Below are 16821 nucleotides of genomic sequence, written 5' to 3'. Positions count from 1 at the left end.
TTTCCCGGGGGGGGGGTATGCGCTACGACGTTCGTTCCTTCCATGACCCTCAGCAGCATGCGGCTGCGATACAGGGGTGGCAGCAGGTCTACGACCAGCTCGGTGCCGGTCGCCTCTCGAGCGAGCTTTTCCAGGTCTCGGGCGAGCGCTTTCAAGTCTTTCACGAGGTGCTCGACAAGCGCGTCGTCCAGCATGGACACGCGCCCAGGCAGCGGTTCTGCATGGCCTTTGCCACGGGAAGGCCCCCCATCATCCAAGGCTGCAAGGTAAGCTCCAACAGCGTTCTGCTGCTGCGCGATGGCGAAGAGTTCCTGCTGCATGCCCCGGAGGGGATGGCGTTCATGTCGTTGAACGTCGATCTCGAGCGCTTTATCCGTTTGGCGGAGATCGAGCTGGGTTCAGCCCAGTTCTCTCATCTGCTCTCCATGCCGGGCATCAACGTGCCGATGCGGCTGTTGAAAGAGATGAAGGGGCAGGTGTGCCGGAACTTCGATGGCTTCCTGCGACTGGGGGAGCACGAGGCGCCCGTCCTCGAGAAGGAGATCGAGGACACCTTGATGGCTGCGCTGCTCGATCTTTTTCTGCAGGCGCATGTCGAGCAGAAACGCAGCGAACTCGCGGTGAGTTCGTACATCGTCAAGCGCAGCCAGGAGCTTGCCTTGGCCGATCCGAGCAATCCACTCAGCGTGCTCGAGCTGTGCGAGCGCTTGCGGGTGAGTCGCCGGACGTTGCAGAACAGCTTTCAGCGAGTGGTGGGCATCCGCCCGGTGGAGTTCCTGCGTAGCATCCGGCTGAATGCGGTGCGCAGGAGGCTGGCAAGCACATCCGCTTGCGAGTGCACGGTGGGTGATGCGGCGTATGAAATGGGGTTCCGCCATTTGAGCCACTTCTCGGCAAGCTACTGCAAGCTGTTTGGGGAATACCCTTCCGAGACACGGCGGTTGGAGTAGATGACGACCAACGTCGCGGTTCGCAACCCTTAGGCCGCGGCTTTCGCTATGGTGGGCATATGCTAGAATATTCCACTATTTTGCCGCCCTGGAGCGCCCACCCTATGGTTGATAAGGACGAACTGGCATCCTCCTTCTTCCCGCTGTCCGATGATTACCGGGCCCAGGACTTCCCGTTCTACTGGGTGGCCCGGCTGAACGCCAAGTACAGTGCCGATGTGGACACGCTGCTCAAGCCTCATGGCTTGAGCTCCTCCAAGTGGCGGATACTGATGATCCTGCATGAGCAAGGTCGCCTGAGCATGTCGGACATCGCCGTGCATGCCGTGGCCAAGCTCTCCACCATCACTAAGATCGTCTACAAGATGCAGGAGGCAGAGCTGCTCAAGACCGCTCCCTCGCCCCAGGATGGCCGGGTCACGGAAGTGGAGCTGACCGAGGGCGGTGAGGCCAAGCTGGCCGTGGCCAGAGAGCTCACCGCTCAGGTGGTGGAAAAGGCCTTTAGGGGGCTGCGCAAGGACGAGGTCGTCTACATCAACCAGTGCTTGAGCAAGATGTTCCGCAATCTGAATGCGCTTTGAGCGCTCAATGAAGAAGCCGACGAAAGCCAACCCCTATTGGCGTTAGCTACTCCTCGAGCAGGGTGGCCGGCCCCAGGAAGCGGGTCTTGCGTATGAGTTGGGTCGAGGGGGCATCCTGCGACTCTAGCTGCAGCTCGACGGGATGGCTCGCCTGGGTACGTTCGGTGGCGTGCAGCGAACGCGCCATACAGACACTTGGGCGCTGCTCGTTGTGTTCTGAGTTGGCAAGACTGCAAACATAAAGTTGTCCAAGGCCTGATTTATTGTCACTACACGGTCTCTGCTGATTTCCCTACCATCAGAATAGTGAAAACCTTCCACCACTTTCCGGCTGTTGACGGTGTGCAGACTAGGCGTGTCGTCTCGATATAATAAAAGAATATATATGCCATAAGGAAGCTTATGAATCCGCCATTTCAGAATATCCGTATCATTGATGCTACTCATGTGTTGGCGGGTCCTTTTGCTACTTATCAAGTGGCCGTTCTGGGGGCGGACGTCATCAAGGTAGAGTCTCCCGATGATCCGGATCAGGCGCGTCTCCAGGGGGCTGATAGGGGGATGAACGATGCGGGTATGGGAACCGCCTTTATGTCTCAGGCCAGCAATAAAAAAGCCGTCGCTATCGATTTAAAGAAACCCGAAGGGCAAGAGATCATGAAGAAGCTGTTGGCAACGGCCGATGTGTTCGTCGAAAACTATCGTCCGGGCGCCATGGAGCAGCTTGGGCTGGGCTATGAAGATCTGGCAGCCATCAACCCAGCGTTGATCTACTGTTCCATCTCTGCCTTTGGCTCCTCAGGGCCGCGCCGAGAGCTCACGGCCTACGATAATGTGATTCAGGCCTTCTCAGGCATGATGGCAATGACGGGAGACCGTCAGACGGGACCGCTCAAGAGCGGTGCACCGGTCGTCGACTATGCCACGGGTACGACGGCGGCTTTTGCTATCACGACGGCGCTTTTTCAGCGCGAGCGTAATGGGGGAAAGGGGCAGTTCGTCGATGTGTCGATGCTGGATACGGCCTTGATGCTGACAAGCCCCTATTTGACCGCGCTACTGTGGAACGGCAAAAAGCCGGAGCCAAAGGGCAACACGTTTCCGTTTGCCACCATCGGGTGCTACCAGGCCTCCGATGAGCCCTTGATGATCGCTGCCTCCAATCTGACCCAGCAAAAACGCCTGTGGACGGCGCTGGGGCGGGAGGACATGATCAAGGAGAACAACAACCAGCGCCTCGATAGCCATGAGGAAGAAGCCAAGGTCATTGCAGAAATCATCAGCACCATGACGGCGGATTACTGGGAGACGTTCCTGCAGAAGCGGCGCATCCCGGCGGCGAGGATCAGGCGTCTGGAAGAAACCCTGGCCGACCCTCACGTCGGCGCGAGAGGCATGTTGCACAGCCAACCCATCGAGGAGAACGACGAGCGTGAGCTGGTCGTGCCGATCTCGGCGTTTACGATGTCCTCAGGCGAGCGGCGTATCACATCTCCACCGCAGAAGGTCGGCGCCCAGACGGTCGAACTGCTCGCCAGCCTGGGTTATTCAATGAGCGATCTGGGGGCATTGGAAGCGGCGGGTGTGATCGGGTATCCCACGTCGTCGGTTCAGACAGATCGCAGGGGAACTCGATGAAGAATCCTATCGAGCGCTTAGCGCAAGTCGCTAACGACTGGCAGCACCGGCCGCTGACGCCAGAGGTCGACTGGGCGACACGCAGGGCGTTGCTGGACTGGTTCGCTACTACGCTGCCTGGTACGCGTCATGCCCCGGCAACTCTGTTATCCGAGGCCTTTTCGACTACCCGTGGTACTGGCAAGGCCATGTGCTATGTGGATGGGCTCGAAGGCACGCCAAGGTATGCCGCCTTGTTGAACGCCACGGCCAGCCATACCGTCGAGTTCGACGATATCTTCAAGGACGGTGGTTACCATCCAGGTAGTTCGACCATTGCAGCGGCGCTAGCCATTGCACAGGACGTTAGTGCGTCTCGGGACAGGCTTCATCGAGCCATTATCGGTGGCTACGAAGTCGGCTGCCGCATTGCACTAGCCATACAGCCAAGCCACTACACCTACTGGCACACCTCGGCCACCGTGGGCACCATCGGCGCGGCAGTCTCTACGGCGATGCTCCTCGGCGCTAGCCAGCCGCAAATCGGCCACGCCATTGCCCTTTCGAGCAGCTTCGCTGGCGGGCATCAACAGAACCTGCAAGGCGAAGGCATGGCCAAGCCGCTGCATGCCGGCCATGCGGCGGATGCTGGGCTGATGGCCGGAATGGCGGCATCGCATGGTGTAACGGCATCGCTCGATAGCCTAAATGCGCCCAACGGCTTCGCTGCTGCGACAAGTGACTCCACAGGGAACTGGGATGTTGCTCTGGATGGCCTAGGTGAATGGACACCCATCACGCGAATGACGATCAAGAATCACGGCTGTTGCGGGCATATCTTTCCAGCCCTTGATGGACTTAAGGTGCTCAGAGAAAGAGAGAACATACCGCTTAACCAGATCCAGAGGATCCACATCGAGGGGTATGGTGCAACCTACTCGATGTGCAATCGGCCCGCACCGAACTCAGATCAGGAAGCCAGGTTCAGTCTGCAGTATTGCATTGCTGCTTTTGTGGTATTAGGGAAAGTCAGACTGCAGGCGTTCGAAAGCGCCATGCTGAGCGATACGCGAGTACGCGACCTGATGAAAAGAGTGACGGTATCGGAAAGATCGGACATCGCCAAAGAATATCCCGCGAAGCGGATGGCCAACATCATCGTGACGACCAATGACGGCAAGAAGCACATTCATTTCCAGGAGACCCGCAAGGGGGATCCGGAAGATCCCATGTCGGATGATGAGCTGATCGAGAAATACGATGAGTTGACGACAGGCATTCTTCCACGACCCGAGCTCGAACAGATCAAGAACAACATCTTGTGGGGCAATGAACTGCCAGGTGGGCTTGGGTAGTCGATCTAGCATTCGCTGAACCAAAGGTTGGCCAAGCACCAATTTATCGTCGGTGGAAGCGTTTTTTAGGGCATGCCAGCATTGTCAATGTTGATGCTTGGTTCTTGTGATTGATAAGTCAATGAGGTGAAACAAATGAACAATAACTTCAAGAGCACGTTTTCTAAAACGGTTGTTAGCGCTGCCGCCGCTTCGTTGTTGACCGCAACTTTTGCTGGAAGCTTTGCGGCCGCAGACGATAGCGATTGGCCGACAGGCACTGTCAATTTCGTCATGCATACCCAGGCGGGCGGTTCGGCCGATGTTTTCATCAGAACGCTGGCTGAAACGATGGAGCCCATGATCGGGCAGCAGATCGTCGTTATCAATTCGCCAGGCGGTGCGGGTGCTACCCAGATGTCCCGCGTTCGCAGTGCGAAGCCCGACGGCCTGGCGCTGGGCATCAATACGCTTTCCCACTTCACCGGGATGCTGACCAATCTCAACGGCGTTTTCGCGCTGGATGACTTTGCCTGGATCGCCTCGGCGCAGGAAGACGTGCATATCGTCTTCTCCAGGAGTGAGACGGGGATCGAGAGCGTTGGGGAACTGATCGAAAAGGCTGGGAATGGGAGTGAGAAAGTCAGCATAGGGGGCTTTGGTCCACGCGGATCTACGCAGAATATCGCGATTTCCATGCTTGAAAATGAGGCCGATGTCGAATTCGAGTGGATCGCCTATAACGGCACGCCCGACATCATTGCCGCTGTCATGGGTGGTCACGTGGACGTGGGTATCTCCAACCTCAGTGCACTAAAGAGCTTTTTTGATGCTGACCGCATTCAAGGAGTCGGTGTCATTGCGGATGAAAGACTAGAAGGACTGCCGGACGTTCCCACCTTCGCAGAGCAAGGAGTCGACATCGATACCGGTTGGGTTCAGGTTCGTGGCGTCTTTGGTCCCGCCGGCATCCCGATGGAGACACAGCAGCAGATCGCCGATGCATTCCATGAAGCCATGCGCTCCGAGCATTACCAGGAGTATGCACGGAACGCCGGTGTCACCGATTCATGGATGGGGCCGGAGGAGTATACGGAGTTTGCAAGAAGGATAAGTGAAGTCGCCAAGGGCGAACTGGAAAAGTCTGACGATTAGGAAGTTTATAAGTCGGTGCGGCAAGGTTAATGTCTCTGCCTCGCTGGCTTATTCAAGAATTACGTGTCCTGTTTATGCCCCGTTTTTCCTGTGGCTACGAAATTTTCACTCGGCCATGGGCGGGGCCTTTTCTCCTTCGAATTCAAGTTCGAACAGGTAATGGCCTGGTTTATAGAAAAAGCCGTTGGGCTTCATTCTTTAAATAATTTTTTCTACATGACGGCTGTCATTCAAGAGGGGTGTGTCATGAGCCAGAACGAGCTGGTCAACTGTACGGTCGATAACGGAATCGCCCTGCTGACGCTGAACCGTCCCGACAAGCGCAACGCCATGAGCGATGCCATGCGGGCCGAACTGGTGGCGCATCTGCTGTCGATCCGCACTGATCGCTCCATTCGCGCCTTGGTCATCACCGGGAGCGGCAAGGGTTTTTGTGCCGGCGGTGATATTGCCGGCATGAAAACGCGGATGGAGGCCGACCCTGCCACGGTGGGATTCAACGGCTGGGAGCGCCAGCAAGGCGTCCACTACGCCGCCAGCCTGCTCCTTAATCTGCCGATTCCCACCGTGGCTGCCGTGAACGGGGCGGCGGCCGGTTTGGGGGCGGACCTGGCCCTCTCCTGTGACTTCGTCGTGGCATCCGAGTATGCCCATTTCACCTGGGCCTATATCGCCCGTGGGCTGGTGCCGGACGGCGGCGGCATGTACTTCCTGCCCCGTCGTGTCGGCCTGGCGCGTGCCAAGGCGCTGATCTTCAGCGGTCGCCGGGTAAATGCCGAAGAGGCCCTGCAATTGGGCATCGCGGATCAGCTTTGCAGTGCCGATGCGCTGTTGAGCTCGGCCCAGGCCATGGCGGATGAGATGAGCAGCGGCTCGCGTACGGCCATCGCGCTGACCAAATCGGTCATCAACAAGAGCTACGAGATGTCCGAGCACCAGGTGTTCGCCGAGGGCAGCAAGGCCCAGGGCATCTGTTACACATCACAAGAGCATCGCAGCTCGGTGCAGGCCTTTCTCGATCGCATGAAGGAGGCCCAGCAGTGAACCAGATCGATGCCCTCCTCAATCCGCGCAGCATTGCGGTGATCGGCGCTTCCGCCGATCCGAAAAAGACCTCGGGGCTGCCCGTTTCCTACCTGATCAAGCACGGCTTCGAAGGAGCGATTTATCCGGTCAACCCCAAGGCCGAGGAGATTCAGGGCCTCACCTGCTACCCGAACGTGGAGGCGCTGCCGGAGGCCCCGGATGTCGGCTTGGTGCTGCTCAATGCCAGGCGCAGCATCGATGCGGTTCGCGGACTGGCCCAACTGGGCTGCAAGGCCGCGGTGGTGCTCGCCAGCGGTTATGCGGAAGCGGGAGAAGAGGGCCAGAATCTTCAGGCACAGCTGAAGGAGGCCGCCGGCTCCATGCGCATCCTGGGGCCGAACACCATCGGTCTGGTCAACCTGACGGCCGGCATCCCCCTTTCCGCCAGCGGGGCCTTGGAGGTCAGCGAGCTGCCTGCCGGTAGCGTGGCGGTCGTCTCGCAGAGCGGCGGCATCCTGGGGGCGCTGCTTTCGCGTGCGGCGGGCCGGGGCATCGGCCTCTCCTCGCTCATCTCCACCAGCAACGAGGTGGACCTGGAAGTGAGCGACTTCGTCGAGTATCTGATCGACGATCCCAACACCAAGGTGATTGCGCTCTACCTGGAGAGCATTCGTCACCCGGCACGTTTCCGTGAGGTGGCGATCCGGGCCCGCGAAGCAGGCAAGCCTCTGGTGGTGTTCAAGATCGGGCGCTCCGAGGCGGGAGCCAGCGCCGCCAGCTCGCACACGGGAGCACTCGCGGGAGAGGACCGGGTCTACGATGCCTTCTTCCGCGAACTGGGCGTCATCCGCGTCAATACCTTCGACGAATTCCTCGACGTGCCCGCCGTGCTGGTGGCCGGCCGCCAACTGGCGGGGCGTCGCGTCGCCGTGCTGACCTCCACCGGTGGTGCCGGTACGCTCATCGCCGACAGCCTGGGGATCAATGGCTTCGAGACGCCACCGCCGGACCAGGCCACCGCGGAGAAACTGCGCGCCCTGCAGGGCGATACGCCAACGGCGCTCGACCGTAACCCCATCGACGTGACCCTGGCGGGGCTGCAGCCCGATCTGCTGCGGCAAGCGATTCGTATCCTGCTCGAAAGCGACAGCTACGATGCCTTGATCGTGATCATCGGCTCCTCGGGCCTGGCCATGCCGGACCTGGTGGTTGGTGCGATCAGCGACAGCCTCGGTGCCAGCGACAAGCCGGTGCTGGCCTACGTCAGCCCCTATGCACCGAATACGCTGCAGCGCCTGAACCGGGCGGCGATTCCCGGTTTCAGCTCGCCGGAAAGCTGCAGCGCGGTACTGGAAGCCCTGTATCTCACCGGCCAGCCGCTGAGTGCTGGGGCCAGCCAGCCGAGCGTCCAACTGCCCGACCTGAGCGGTCTGCCCCAGGGGGCGATTGACGAAGCGGCCGCCAAGCAGCTGTTCTCCCAGGCCGGCATTGCCGTACCGGCGAGCCGCGTCGTGCGCACTCGTGAAGAGGCCGAGCGCGCCGCCAGTGAAGTGGGAGCGCCGGTCGTGCTGAAGGTGCTGGACGCCAACCTGCTGCACAAGAGCGACATTGGCGGCGTGGCGCTGCACCTGAATGCCGATACCATTGGCGATCGCCTGGAGCAGATGGCACATCAGGTGGAGTCCCACGTGGGACGTCGTGCCGACGCCTATCTGGTGGAGGCAATGGTGGCCGGCGGCCATGAGCTGATCCTGGGCGCCAACCGCGATGCCCTGGGCACGGCCATCCTGCTGGGGGCCGGTGGCGTCACGGCCGAGCTGTTCAAGGACACCGCCATCCGGCTGTTGCCGGTGCAGGGCGGTCTCACGCTGGAACAGGCCAGGGAGATGATGCAGCAGTTGACCACCTGGCCCCTGCTCGACGGGTATCGCGGTGCAGCGCGGCGCGATACCGAAGCGCTGGCGCAGGCGATCGTCAATTTCTCCGCCCTGATGGCAGAGCTGGGCGAGCGCGTGGTGACCTCGGAAATCAACCCGCTGTTCGTCATGCCGGAAGGGCAGGGCGTGGTGGCAGCGGACGCGGTGCTCGTCCTCGACGAGGGGCGCGGGGAGGAAAACGCCCATGGCTGAACCGTGCAGCGGCGGCCAGGTCCACCTTCGCCAGGAGGGGGCGGTGGCGGTCATCACCCTCGACAACCCGCCGGTCAACAGCAGCACCGATGCGGTACGCAGAGGCATCCTGGCCGCGCTGGGCGAGATCGACGTGCAACGCGCCACCGCTGTCGTGCTGACGGGAGCGGGCCAGCACCTGATGGCCGGCGCCGACCTGCACGAGCTGGAAAGCGAGCCGACCGAGCCGACGCTTCCTCAAGTGACGGCAGCGCTGGCTGGCTTTCCGCTGCCGGTGATTGCCGTCGTCAAGGGCCACACCCTGGGCGGTGGGCTGGAGCTGGCCCTGGCCTGCGATGTGCGGCTGGCGACGCCCAGCGCCACGCTTGGATTGCCCGAGGTCAGCGTCGGTGTCATTCCCGGCGCCGGGGGTACCCAGCGCCTGCCGCGCGCCGTGGGGCTGCCCAAGGCGCTGGAGATGATCGTCAGCGGCAAGCCCATCGGTACCGTCGAGGCCAGCGAGGTCGGGCTGGTGGACGAACTGCTGGTGGCCACGGAAGAAGCGGCGCAGCAGGCCGAGATCCTGGCCTACGCGAGCCGCTACCGGGGCGGCAAGCGGCCCCTGGCCGAGCGTGAGGTCGCGCCCGTCGATGAATCGACGCTGCAGGCCCTGGTGAAAAGGCTCCTGGCACGCTCCCGCGGCTTGCCTGCGGCGGCCGTGGCGGTTGAGGTGGTCATGAGCGCCGGCAAGTCGAGCTTTGCCGAAGCGGTGGCCAAGGAGCGGGCTCACTTCCTCGCCTTGCGTGGCAGCGAACCCGCACGCGCGCTGCGCTACCTCTTCTTCGCCGAACGAGCCCAGCCCTTCACTCCGACCCAGGCCGTGGAGCCGCGCTCACTGAAGCGGGTCTCGGTGTTCGGTGCCGGCACCATGGGCAGCGGCATCGCCCTCTGCGTGCTGCAGGCCGGCTATACGGTCGATCTACTGGAGCTCAATGCTGCGGCCCTCGAGGCGGGGGTGAAGCGCATCGCAGACGAGCTGGAAGGCAATATCCGGCGCGGTCGCATGACAGCCGAGCGGCGCGACGAGATGCTGGCGAGACTGCGCCCCACCCAGGAGATCCAGGCGGTAGTCGGCACGGATCTGGTCATTGAAGCCATCATCGAGGATCTCGACGTCAAGCGGGCGCTGTTTGCCGACCTTGCCGGTCTTGTCGGCGAGGAGACACTGCTGGCGACCAATACTTCCTATCTCGATATCGACCGGATCGCGGAGGGCGTGGCCCATCCGGAGCGCGTCCTGGGACTGCACTTCTTCAGCCCCGCGCAGCGTATGGCGCTGCTCGAGGTGGTGCGTTGCAGAACGACCAGCGAGCAAACGCTCAGCGCCGCCATCACGTTCTCACGGCGCTTGAAGAAAAAGGCGATTGTGGTCGCCAACAGCTGGGGATTCGTCGGCAACCGGCTGTACGCGGCCTATCGCCGCCAGTGCGAGTTCATGCTGGAGGAGGGCGCCAGCCCCGAACGGATCGATGCCGCCCTGGAAGCGTATGGCTTGGCCATGGGGCCGTTCAAGGTGGCCGACATGTCCGGGCTGGATATCGCCTGGAAGATGCGCCAGCAGACCATGGCCACCCGGCATCTACGCCGCTATGTCGGGATACCCGATCTGATCTGTGAAGCCGGGCGCCTGGGGCGCAAGACGGGCAAGGGCTACTACCGCTATGGCGAAGGCAAAGGCCCCGTCTCGGACCCCGAGGTCGCCGCGATCATCGACTGGTACCGCCAGGAACAGGGTATCGAGGCGAGGACGTTCAGTAACGAGGAGATTCAGCAGCGAGCGCTGCTCGCCCTGATCAACGAGGCGTTGCTGTTGCTTGGTGAAGGTGTCTGCCAGCGACCCGAGGATATCGACATCGCGCTCGTGCATGGCTACGGATTCCCGCGCTGGCGGGGTGGGCCTGTCTTCATTGCGCGCCAACTGGGCAACGAGCGGCTCACGGCTGCGCTCGAATGGCTCGCCGAGGTAAGCGGCAAGGGCCATGAGCGGGGCGATGCCAGCTTGGTTAGCATCGACACGCTGAGAGGCTAGACGGCAGGAATCATCCATTCTCCTTTCGTCTAGTTTGGCCCTAACGTTTTCGTCGGTCGAGACTGAAGAATAGTCAGTGTCTCAGGCTATGTTTATGCGCCATGATGATGAAAAGACTTGGATGTGCTGTTGAACATTACAAGAATTCTGGAGAGCGCCAATGAGTGATTTATCACATGATGCCGAAGCCAGGGATGACGTCGTTTCGGAGATCAGGATAAGCAAAAAAGGGTTCGAGGTTTTCGTTTATATCGTCCTTTTCCTGGTCAATGCCTTTTACTTCAAGGAGGCCCTGGGCCTGCCGGGATCAGCTCGTGGCGTGGGGGCCGGTGGGTTTCCCTTTATCGTCTCGCTGGTCATCGGGGCATCCTTGCTGGCTCTTCTCGTCGTTTCATTGGTTGTGCCGCGAAAGGACGAAGTGGAGCCCTTCGTTGCGATTAGTCGACCGGCTCAAGTGGCGCTGACGATCGCCGTCATGCTCGCCATGGTTATGACTCTCCCGTGGACCGGGCCTCTTGTCGGTATTGCACTGCTTGCGTTGCTGGTGATGTGGCTGGGGGGCGAAAGACGTTATCTCCTTTTGCTTGGCCTGCCTCCACTGTTATCCGTCGGTATTTATGTCCTCTTCGTGCTGGTACTTGGCGTCTATTTCGATTGAGGTGTGATCATGATTGACAATCTCCTGATAGGCCTGGATGCCTTTGCGAATCCGATGGTTCCTATTGGCCTCGTCGCGGGCGCCCTCATCGGTTACCTGATCGGCGCCATCCCCGGCTTGGGGCCTAGCCTGGGTATCGCACTGATGATTCCCTTTACCTATGGCATGGACCCCATTGTCTCCATCGTCATGCTGGTTTCTCTCTTTGCCGCGGCCGAGTACGGCGGCGCCATATCCGGCATATTGCTCAACTCACCCGGCACGGCGGCCGCGGTTGCCACGGCCTGGGATGGCTATCCGTTGACCAAGCAGGGGAAAACGGGCATTGCGCTGAACATCTCCATCATCTCTTCGGGCGTGGGTATCTTCGCCAGCGCGGTTCTGCTGTTCCTGACCGCCGTGCCGCTTTCTGAATATGCGCTCAATTTCGGCCCTACCGCTTACTTCGCACTCGCCCTTCTCGGCCTGAGCCTGGTATCCAGTCTATCCTCCGGCTCGCTGCTGAAAGGCGCCCTGGCCATGGGGATAGGGCTGGCCCTGGCCACGATCGGCCTGGATACCCAGACGGGAGTGCCTCGCTTCAGTTACCATCCCGATTTCTTCGAGGGGCTGCCCCTGGTGCCTGCCTTGCTGGGGCTGTTCGCCCTCTCTGAAGTGCTGTACATGATCGAGGCGGGGGCCAGCCATAAGACCAAGAACCAGCCCATGAGCGGGATCTTGGCGGTGCCTTTCAAGACGTTCTACAAGATGAAGATGCTGTTCCTGAGGAGCTCTCTCATCGGCTACTTTGTCGGGGTGATACCGGGCGCGGGTGCCTCCGTCGGCTCCTTTGTCTCTTACGCCGTTGCCAAGCGTTTTTCCAAAAAGCCCGAGCTGTTCGGCAAGGGCAGCTACGAGGGCATTGCCGCCTCGGAGACGGCGAACAACGCCTCGGTATCCGGTTCGTTGGCGCCGATGCTGGCCTTGGGTATCCCCGGGTCTGCCACTACGGCCATCATGATCGGTGCGCTCATGATCCACGGCATACAGCCCGGACCGCTGCTGTTCACCACCAACCCGCAGATTCCCTATACGGTCTTTGTCTCGCTGTGGATCAGCGTGCCGATTATGGTGTTCATCGGGCTGGCCGGCGCCAGATTCTGGGCCAAAGTGGCCGATATTCCGCGCCCGGCGATAGCCGCCATCGTTGCCTCGATCAGCCTGATTGGCGCCTATGCTTCCGAAAGCTCGATGTTCCCGGTCTATGTGACGCTGGCATTCGGTGTCATCGGGTACGTGCTGCGCAAGGTCAACATTCCCTTGGCTCCCGTCATCCTGGCACTGGTGCTGGGCGATATGCTGGAAACGAACCTGCGCCGTGCCCTTTCCATTTCGAATGGCGATGTAACGACGTTCGTGACCAACCCCCTGAGTGCCACGCTGCTAGCGATTGCGCTGCTGTCGTTCCTCTTGCCGGCGCTGGGGCTTTTCCGCAACAAGATCAAGGGATACCGTCGTCAGCGCCCGATCGTCAGATAGTTGAAGCGACCGGTAAGGTATGGGGTGGGCAACGTTGGCTGTCCACCCCTTCATGTTTTCTGCTGATTCAGCACCAGGACCTCCATCAGGGCCTGGCCAAGAGGGAAGCGTGCGATGCGAATGGAGTTTGCGTGTATTTGCCTGAGCTTGAGCGTCGCCTTCCTCGTGCAAACGATGCTGCTGGTGGCCGTGCCGCTAGCAGCCATCGAGCTTGGCGCAACGCCGTTGGCCCTGGGGCTGCTGGTTAGCGCGCCCTACGTTCTGCCGCTGTTCCTGGCGCTGTCGTTTGGCTCGCTTGTCGCGCGCTGGGGGAGTACACGCCCCCTGCAGCTGGGTGCGGCGGGCATGGTGCTGGGCGCATGGCTGCTGGCCGCACTGCCTGGCTTCACGGGGCTGGTCGCAGGGCAGCTGGTGATCGGCCTGGCGCAACTGATGATGATCATCTCGGCGCAGACGGCCGTGACCTACTTCGGCAGGGGCACCAAGCTGGAGCGCTATTTTGGTTGGTACACGACGTTTCTCTCCGTCGGCCAAATGCTCGGACCCTTGCTGGCCGGATGGATGATCGATTATCGGGGTGGTCCTGCGGGCGCTATCCAGGCTGCTTTTCTTTTGTCCCTGGTTTCACTGGTGGCGATCTTTATCTCCAACAAGAGAAAGGGGCATGGTGGCACAAAGGAAAAAGTCGGCTTGCGAGTGGGGTTGGCGAGACAGCTGACGCTCGTGAAGAACACGCATGGCGTTCAGCTATCCATGATTGCGTCGATCGCGGCGATGCTGGCGCTGGGTGCGCACTCCAGCTATCTCCCCGTATACCTGGAAAGCCTGGCACTTTCCGGCACCACGATCGGGCTCATTGTCAGCCTGCGCGCTTTCTCCTCGATGGCGATCAGGCCTTTCACGAGCATGATCGTCCGTCTCCTTCGCGGACGTTACGCGACTATGGCATTGACCATGGCATTCATGGCGTCAGGCCTGTTGCTGACTGGCTTTGCAGGCAATTTCTACCTGCTGTGCTTCTTCTCGATCCTGGTAGGGGTAGGGGTGGGGCTTTCTCAGCCGCTTTCGATGGTGGTGATCGCCGAAGAAGTACTCGAAGAGCAGAGGGCGCAAGCCTTGTCGATACGGCTCATGGCCAACCGAGCCATGCAGTTCCTCGCGCCGTTGCTTCTAGGATTTGCCACACAGCTCGGTGGTTTTGCGGTGGCCTATTTCATCTGCGGAGTGCTGCTGTTCTTGCATCTGGCGATATTTAAATGGCTTCGACATCGTTATGGCAAGACACTTGTTCGGAAATTTGCTGACTGATAGATAGGCTTCTACCAGGTTGATTTCTATCATAGCGGCTGATCTATCAACCCTCTCATCCACTCCAGAAACCTCAGCAGTGCATCCGAGGGGTGGGCGTCTTTTGGCCAGGTCAAGTAATAAGCCTCCCCCGTCTTGCAGATGAAGTCCGATAGCGCCACGAAGCTGCCGTCCTGAAGCTGGCGCTCGATAAATACCTTGATGGCGATGGCGCAGCCAATGTCCATCGAGGCAGCTTCATAGGCCAGCGCAGAGGTGTCGAACTTGATCCCCATTTCAGGATCAGCCTGATTGCTGCTTGCCTCTATCCACTTCTTCCAATCATCCGGGCGCGCCATCGAGTGCAATAGACGAACTCGTGAAATATCATCTTTTGCCAGGTTTTCTGTCGCCCATAGGGATGCCGATACGATCGGGATCAGCTCGATGTCGACCAGTTTTTCTGCGTGCAGGCCTGGCCAGTCGCCATGACCCGAACGGATGGCGGCATCCACGTTTTGTAAGCCGAAGTCGACGGGCTTTAATGATGAAGAAAGCTTCACCTCAAGCTGCGGGTTTCTTTTATGAAAGTCAGCCAGCCGAGGTATTAACCAGCGCTGTGAAAAAGTCGTATAAGACTGTATGGATAGTGTGTCACGCTGATTTCTTCTTGATACTTTCCTTGCAGCAATTTCAATGTCACGGAAGGCTCCCTTGACTCCATCATAGAGTTCAGCACCTTCTTGTGTAAGCTCTATACCTCGGTGTAGGCGCGTGAATAACGCCACCCCTAGATAATCTTCCAGTACCTTGACTTGGCGACTGACAGCAACCTGAGATACATGAAGCTCATCAGCAGCACGTGTCAGGCTGCGAAGGCGAGCAGCCACCTCAAATGCTCTCAGTGGATTTAGCGGTGGCAGAGGATGGCTCATAATGATACCAAGGGTTCTTAGGATGGTGGGGGCGAAATATTTCTGAAAATTATGATACGCACTGAGCCAGAAAAGTGCATCCCTAATCAACATCTAGTCGCAATGCTTATCACTACCTCTGGCATGCCAGTGTCTTGGCTGGGGAGTCGACTGTTCTCTTGTTTGAAAAAAATATTACCAATGGCGGTAAGCCTGCACCGCAAGGTTTATGGGGTGAATGCGCAGCTAATCCTGTCCTACATTATGACAAAACCAGGGAGCTTCATCGGCTCCTCTCTCGGGCGTTTCTCCGAGCCAGAAACGCCAACGGGCCACCCTGGAGGTGGCCCGTTGGCGTGTTGTTGCCAGGCAGTGTCAGAGCACGCCCTTGGCCTTGGCGGTGTGGGTGGCGATGGCGTCCATCAGCGGCGGCGACAGGCAGTCGTAGGGCTCCAGGCCAAGCTGCTTGAGGCGGCTGCGCACGTCGTCCATGTTGTCTGGGTGGGTGCCACCCTCGATGATCGAGGAGACGAAGGCGGCGAACTCCGGGCCGGCCCAGCCGCTGTCGTTGGAGAGCTCGGTGTGGATGAAGTCCAGTCCGTGGAAGGGGTGGTCGGTGTTCTCGATGCGCCCGTACATATGTACGCCGCAGCCCTTGCAGGCGTGGCGCTGAATCGCCGCCGAGGCGTCGACCACCTCGAGCTTGTCCTCGTTGGCGGTGACGCTGAGGCTGTCGCGGGGCACCACCGCGACCATCGAGAAGGTTGCGCCATTGGGCTTCCAGCACTTGGTGCAGCCGCACACGTGGTTGTGGGCGCACTGCGCCTTGACCGTCACCTCGACCTTGTTGCTGTCGCAGCGGCAGTGCAGGGTGCCGCCATTGAAGGCATCGCTGCCGGCCTTTACGCCACCATCCACCGCGGGATGGATCTTGGTATTGCTGGTGGGTGGGGCCTGGGTCGCCGCCGCGGCGCTGGGCGCAGCCTTGGGCTCAGGGCGATGGCTGCTGGCGGCGGGCGTGGCGCTCTGGCCGCCGAACCAGCGTTTCAGGATATCCATCAGGCTCATAGGCTTGCGCTCCGGGTTCAGGCTCATTCGTGTCAGCATGGCAGTTAACCTCTCTTGTTGTTGCTACCTTGGCGCCTTCGCGGGCGCATATTGCTTTCATTGCGCGTCACGCGGCTTCGGGCGTGATCAAAAAGCGGCGCGTTTAAAAATGCAAAACAGTACGAATGCTCTTGCCGGCATGCAGTAGCTCGAAGGCCTCGTTGATCTGCTCGAACGGCATGTCGTGGGTGACGAACTCGTCGATCTTCAGCTCGCCGTTCATATAGCGCTCCACGTAGCCCGGCAGCTCCGAGCGACCCTTGACCCCGCCAAACGCCGAGCCCTTCCAGACCCGCCCGGTGACCAGCTGGAACGGCCGCGTGGAGATCTCCTCGCCGGCCCCAGCCACGCCGATGATGATCGATTCGCCCCAGCCCTTGTGGCAGCACTCCAGCGCCGAGCGCATCACGTTGACGTTACCGATGCACTCGAAGGAGTAGTCGACGCCGCCGTCGGTGAGGTCGACGATCACCTGCT

At 60.2% G+C, this 16821-nt stretch carries 15 protein-coding genes; 11 read left to right on the top strand and 4 right to left on the bottom strand.

The window, feature by feature from the left end; genetic code table 11:
- Window positions 1-17 precede the first annotated feature (17 nt).
- Together CK498_RS19605 and CK498_RS19600 are read left to right on the top strand one after the other, a co-directional pair.
- Window positions 18-950: a helix-turn-helix domain-containing protein gene (locus CK498_RS19605; RefSeq protein ID WP_095622557.1), complete on the top strand. Its 933-nt coding sequence runs from the start codon at window positions 18-20 to the stop codon at window positions 948-950.
- 104 nt (window positions 951-1054) lie between these two features.
- Complete coding sequence (locus CK498_RS19600) at window positions 1055-1531, top strand: MarR family winged helix-turn-helix transcriptional regulator (protein WP_095622556.1); 477 nt, start codon at window positions 1055-1057, stop codon at window positions 1529-1531.
- A 46-nt stretch (window positions 1532-1577) separates the two neighbouring features.
- Here the strand turns inward: CK498_RS19600 and CK498_RS26225 are convergent, their stop codons facing one another.
- Window positions 1578-1718, bottom strand: a complete 141-nt coding sequence (locus CK498_RS26225; protein ID WP_176475847.1) for a hypothetical protein — start codon at window positions 1716-1718, stop codon at window positions 1578-1580.
- Between the two features lie 215 nt (window positions 1719-1933).
- Between CK498_RS26225 and CK498_RS19595 the strand changes: the two genes are divergently transcribed.
- The 9 genes from CK498_RS19595 to CK498_RS19555 all read left to right on the top strand — a co-directional run bounded on the left by CK498_RS19595 (window position 1934) and on the right by CK498_RS19555 (window position 14344).
- On the top strand, window positions 1934-3169 hold the full coding sequence (locus CK498_RS19595; protein ID WP_095622555.1) for a CaiB/BaiF CoA transferase family protein: 1236 nt from the start codon (window positions 1934-1936) through the stop codon (window positions 3167-3169).
- Complete coding sequence (locus CK498_RS19590; protein WP_095622554.1) at window positions 3166-4503, top strand: MmgE/PrpD family protein; 1338 nt, start codon at window positions 3166-3168, stop codon at window positions 4501-4503. The genes CK498_RS19595 and CK498_RS19590 overlap by 4 nt, the downstream gene beginning before the upstream one ends.
- A 135-nt stretch (window positions 4504-4638) precedes the next feature.
- A complete protein-coding gene (locus tag CK498_RS19585) occupies window positions 4639-5637 on the top strand; it encodes a tripartite tricarboxylate transporter substrate binding protein (protein WP_095622553.1) in 999 nt (332 codons plus the stop codon).
- Window positions 5638-5796: 159 nt separating this feature from the next.
- Window positions 5797-6681 carry an enoyl-CoA hydratase/isomerase family protein gene (locus CK498_RS19580; protein WP_229359152.1) on the top strand — a complete coding sequence of 295 codons (885 nt, stop codon included), beginning with the start codon at window positions 5797-5799 and terminating at the stop codon, window positions 6679-6681.
- The gene (locus CK498_RS19575; RefSeq protein ID WP_095622551.1) at window positions 6678-8792 is read left to right on the top strand and encodes an acetate--CoA ligase family protein; all 2115 of its coding nucleotides are present in this window, start codon (window positions 6678-6680) and stop codon (window positions 8790-8792) included. The genes CK498_RS19580 and CK498_RS19575 overlap by 4 nt, the downstream gene beginning before the upstream one ends.
- Entirely contained in the window at window positions 8785-10860 is a 2076-nt protein-coding gene (locus CK498_RS19570) for a 3-hydroxyacyl-CoA dehydrogenase NAD-binding domain-containing protein (RefSeq protein WP_095622550.1), read from the top strand. The genes CK498_RS19575 and CK498_RS19570 overlap by 8 nt, the downstream gene beginning before the upstream one ends.
- A 160-nt stretch (window positions 10861-11020) precedes the next feature.
- Window positions 11021-11518: a tripartite tricarboxylate transporter TctB family protein gene (locus tag CK498_RS19565; protein WP_095622549.1), complete on the top strand. Its 498-nt coding sequence runs from the start codon at window positions 11021-11023 to the stop codon at window positions 11516-11518.
- A gap of 9 nt (window positions 11519-11527) precedes the next feature.
- A complete protein-coding gene (locus tag CK498_RS19560) occupies window positions 11528-13036 on the top strand; it encodes a tripartite tricarboxylate transporter permease (RefSeq protein WP_095622548.1) in 1509 nt (502 codons plus the stop codon).
- Between the two features lie 114 nt (window positions 13037-13150).
- Window positions 13151-14344, top strand: a complete 1194-nt coding sequence (locus CK498_RS19555) for an MFS transporter (protein WP_095622547.1) — start codon at window positions 13151-13153, stop codon at window positions 14342-14344.
- Between the two features lie 29 nt (window positions 14345-14373).
- On the opposite strand, the gene CK498_RS19550 is transcribed toward CK498_RS19555, so the two are convergent.
- The 3 genes from CK498_RS19550 to CK498_RS19540 form a co-directional block, all read right to left on the bottom strand.
- Entirely contained in the window at window positions 14374-15258 is an 885-nt protein-coding gene (locus CK498_RS19550) for a LysR substrate-binding domain-containing protein (protein ID WP_095622796.1), read from the bottom strand.
- Between the two features lie 354 nt (window positions 15259-15612).
- A complete protein-coding gene (gene gfa, locus CK498_RS19545) occupies window positions 15613-16344 on the bottom strand; it encodes an S-(hydroxymethyl)glutathione synthase (protein WP_229359151.1) in 732 nt (243 codons plus the stop codon).
- A gap of 103 nt (window positions 16345-16447) precedes the next feature.
- The coding region (locus CK498_RS19540) for a zinc-binding dehydrogenase (protein WP_141246984.1) at window positions 16448-16821 on the bottom strand (374 nt) is incomplete at its 5' end.

Source organism: Halomonas salipaludis (assembly GCF_002286975.1).
Lineage (GTDB): Bacteria > Pseudomonadota > Gammaproteobacteria > Pseudomonadales > Halomonadaceae > Franzmannia > Franzmannia salipaludis.
Note: the sequence above shows the minus strand (reverse complement) of the source record. Positions and strands in the feature narration are given on the sequence as shown.

What these genes read in the sequence shown, in the direction of transcription:
- CK498_RS19605 (WP_095622557.1), top strand. Translation starts at nt 18, where the DNA reads ATGCGCTACGACGTTCGTTCCTTCCATGACCCTCAGCAGCATGCGGCT.
- CK498_RS19600 (WP_095622556.1), top strand. Translation starts at nt 1,055, where the DNA reads ATGGTTGATAAGGACGAACTGGCATCCTCCTTCTTCCCGCTGTCCGAT.
- CK498_RS26225 (WP_176475847.1), bottom strand. Translation starts at nt 1,718, where the DNA reads ATGGCGCGTTCGCTGCACGCCACCGAACGTACCCAGGCGAGCCATCCC.
- CK498_RS19595 (WP_095622555.1), top strand. Translation starts at nt 1,934, where the DNA reads ATGAATCCGCCATTTCAGAATATCCGTATCATTGATGCTACTCATGTG.
- CK498_RS19590 (WP_095622554.1), top strand. Translation starts at nt 3,166, where the DNA reads ATGAAGAATCCTATCGAGCGCTTAGCGCAAGTCGCTAACGACTGGCAG.
- CK498_RS19585 (WP_095622553.1), top strand. Translation starts at nt 4,639, where the DNA reads ATGAACAATAACTTCAAGAGCACGTTTTCTAAAACGGTTGTTAGCGCT.
- CK498_RS19580 (WP_229359152.1), top strand. Translation starts at nt 5,797, where the DNA reads ATGGCCTGGTTTATAGAAAAAGCCGTTGGGCTTCATTCTTTAAATAAT.
- CK498_RS19570 (WP_095622550.1), top strand. Translation starts at nt 8,785, where the DNA reads ATGGCTGAACCGTGCAGCGGCGGCCAGGTCCACCTTCGCCAGGAGGGG.
- CK498_RS19565 (WP_095622549.1), top strand. Translation starts at nt 11,021, where the DNA reads ATGAGTGATTTATCACATGATGCCGAAGCCAGGGATGACGTCGTTTCG.
- CK498_RS19560 (WP_095622548.1), top strand. Translation starts at nt 11,528, where the DNA reads ATGATTGACAATCTCCTGATAGGCCTGGATGCCTTTGCGAATCCGATG.
- CK498_RS19555 (WP_095622547.1), top strand. Translation starts at nt 13,151, where the DNA reads ATGCGAATGGAGTTTGCGTGTATTTGCCTGAGCTTGAGCGTCGCCTTC.
- CK498_RS19550 (WP_095622796.1), bottom strand. Translation starts at nt 15,258, where the DNA reads ATGAGCCATCCTCTGCCACCGCTAAATCCACTGAGAGCATTTGAGGTG.
- gfa (WP_229359151.1), bottom strand. Translation starts at nt 16,344, where the DNA reads ATGCTGACACGAATGAGCCTGAACCCGGAGCGCAAGCCTATGAGCCTG.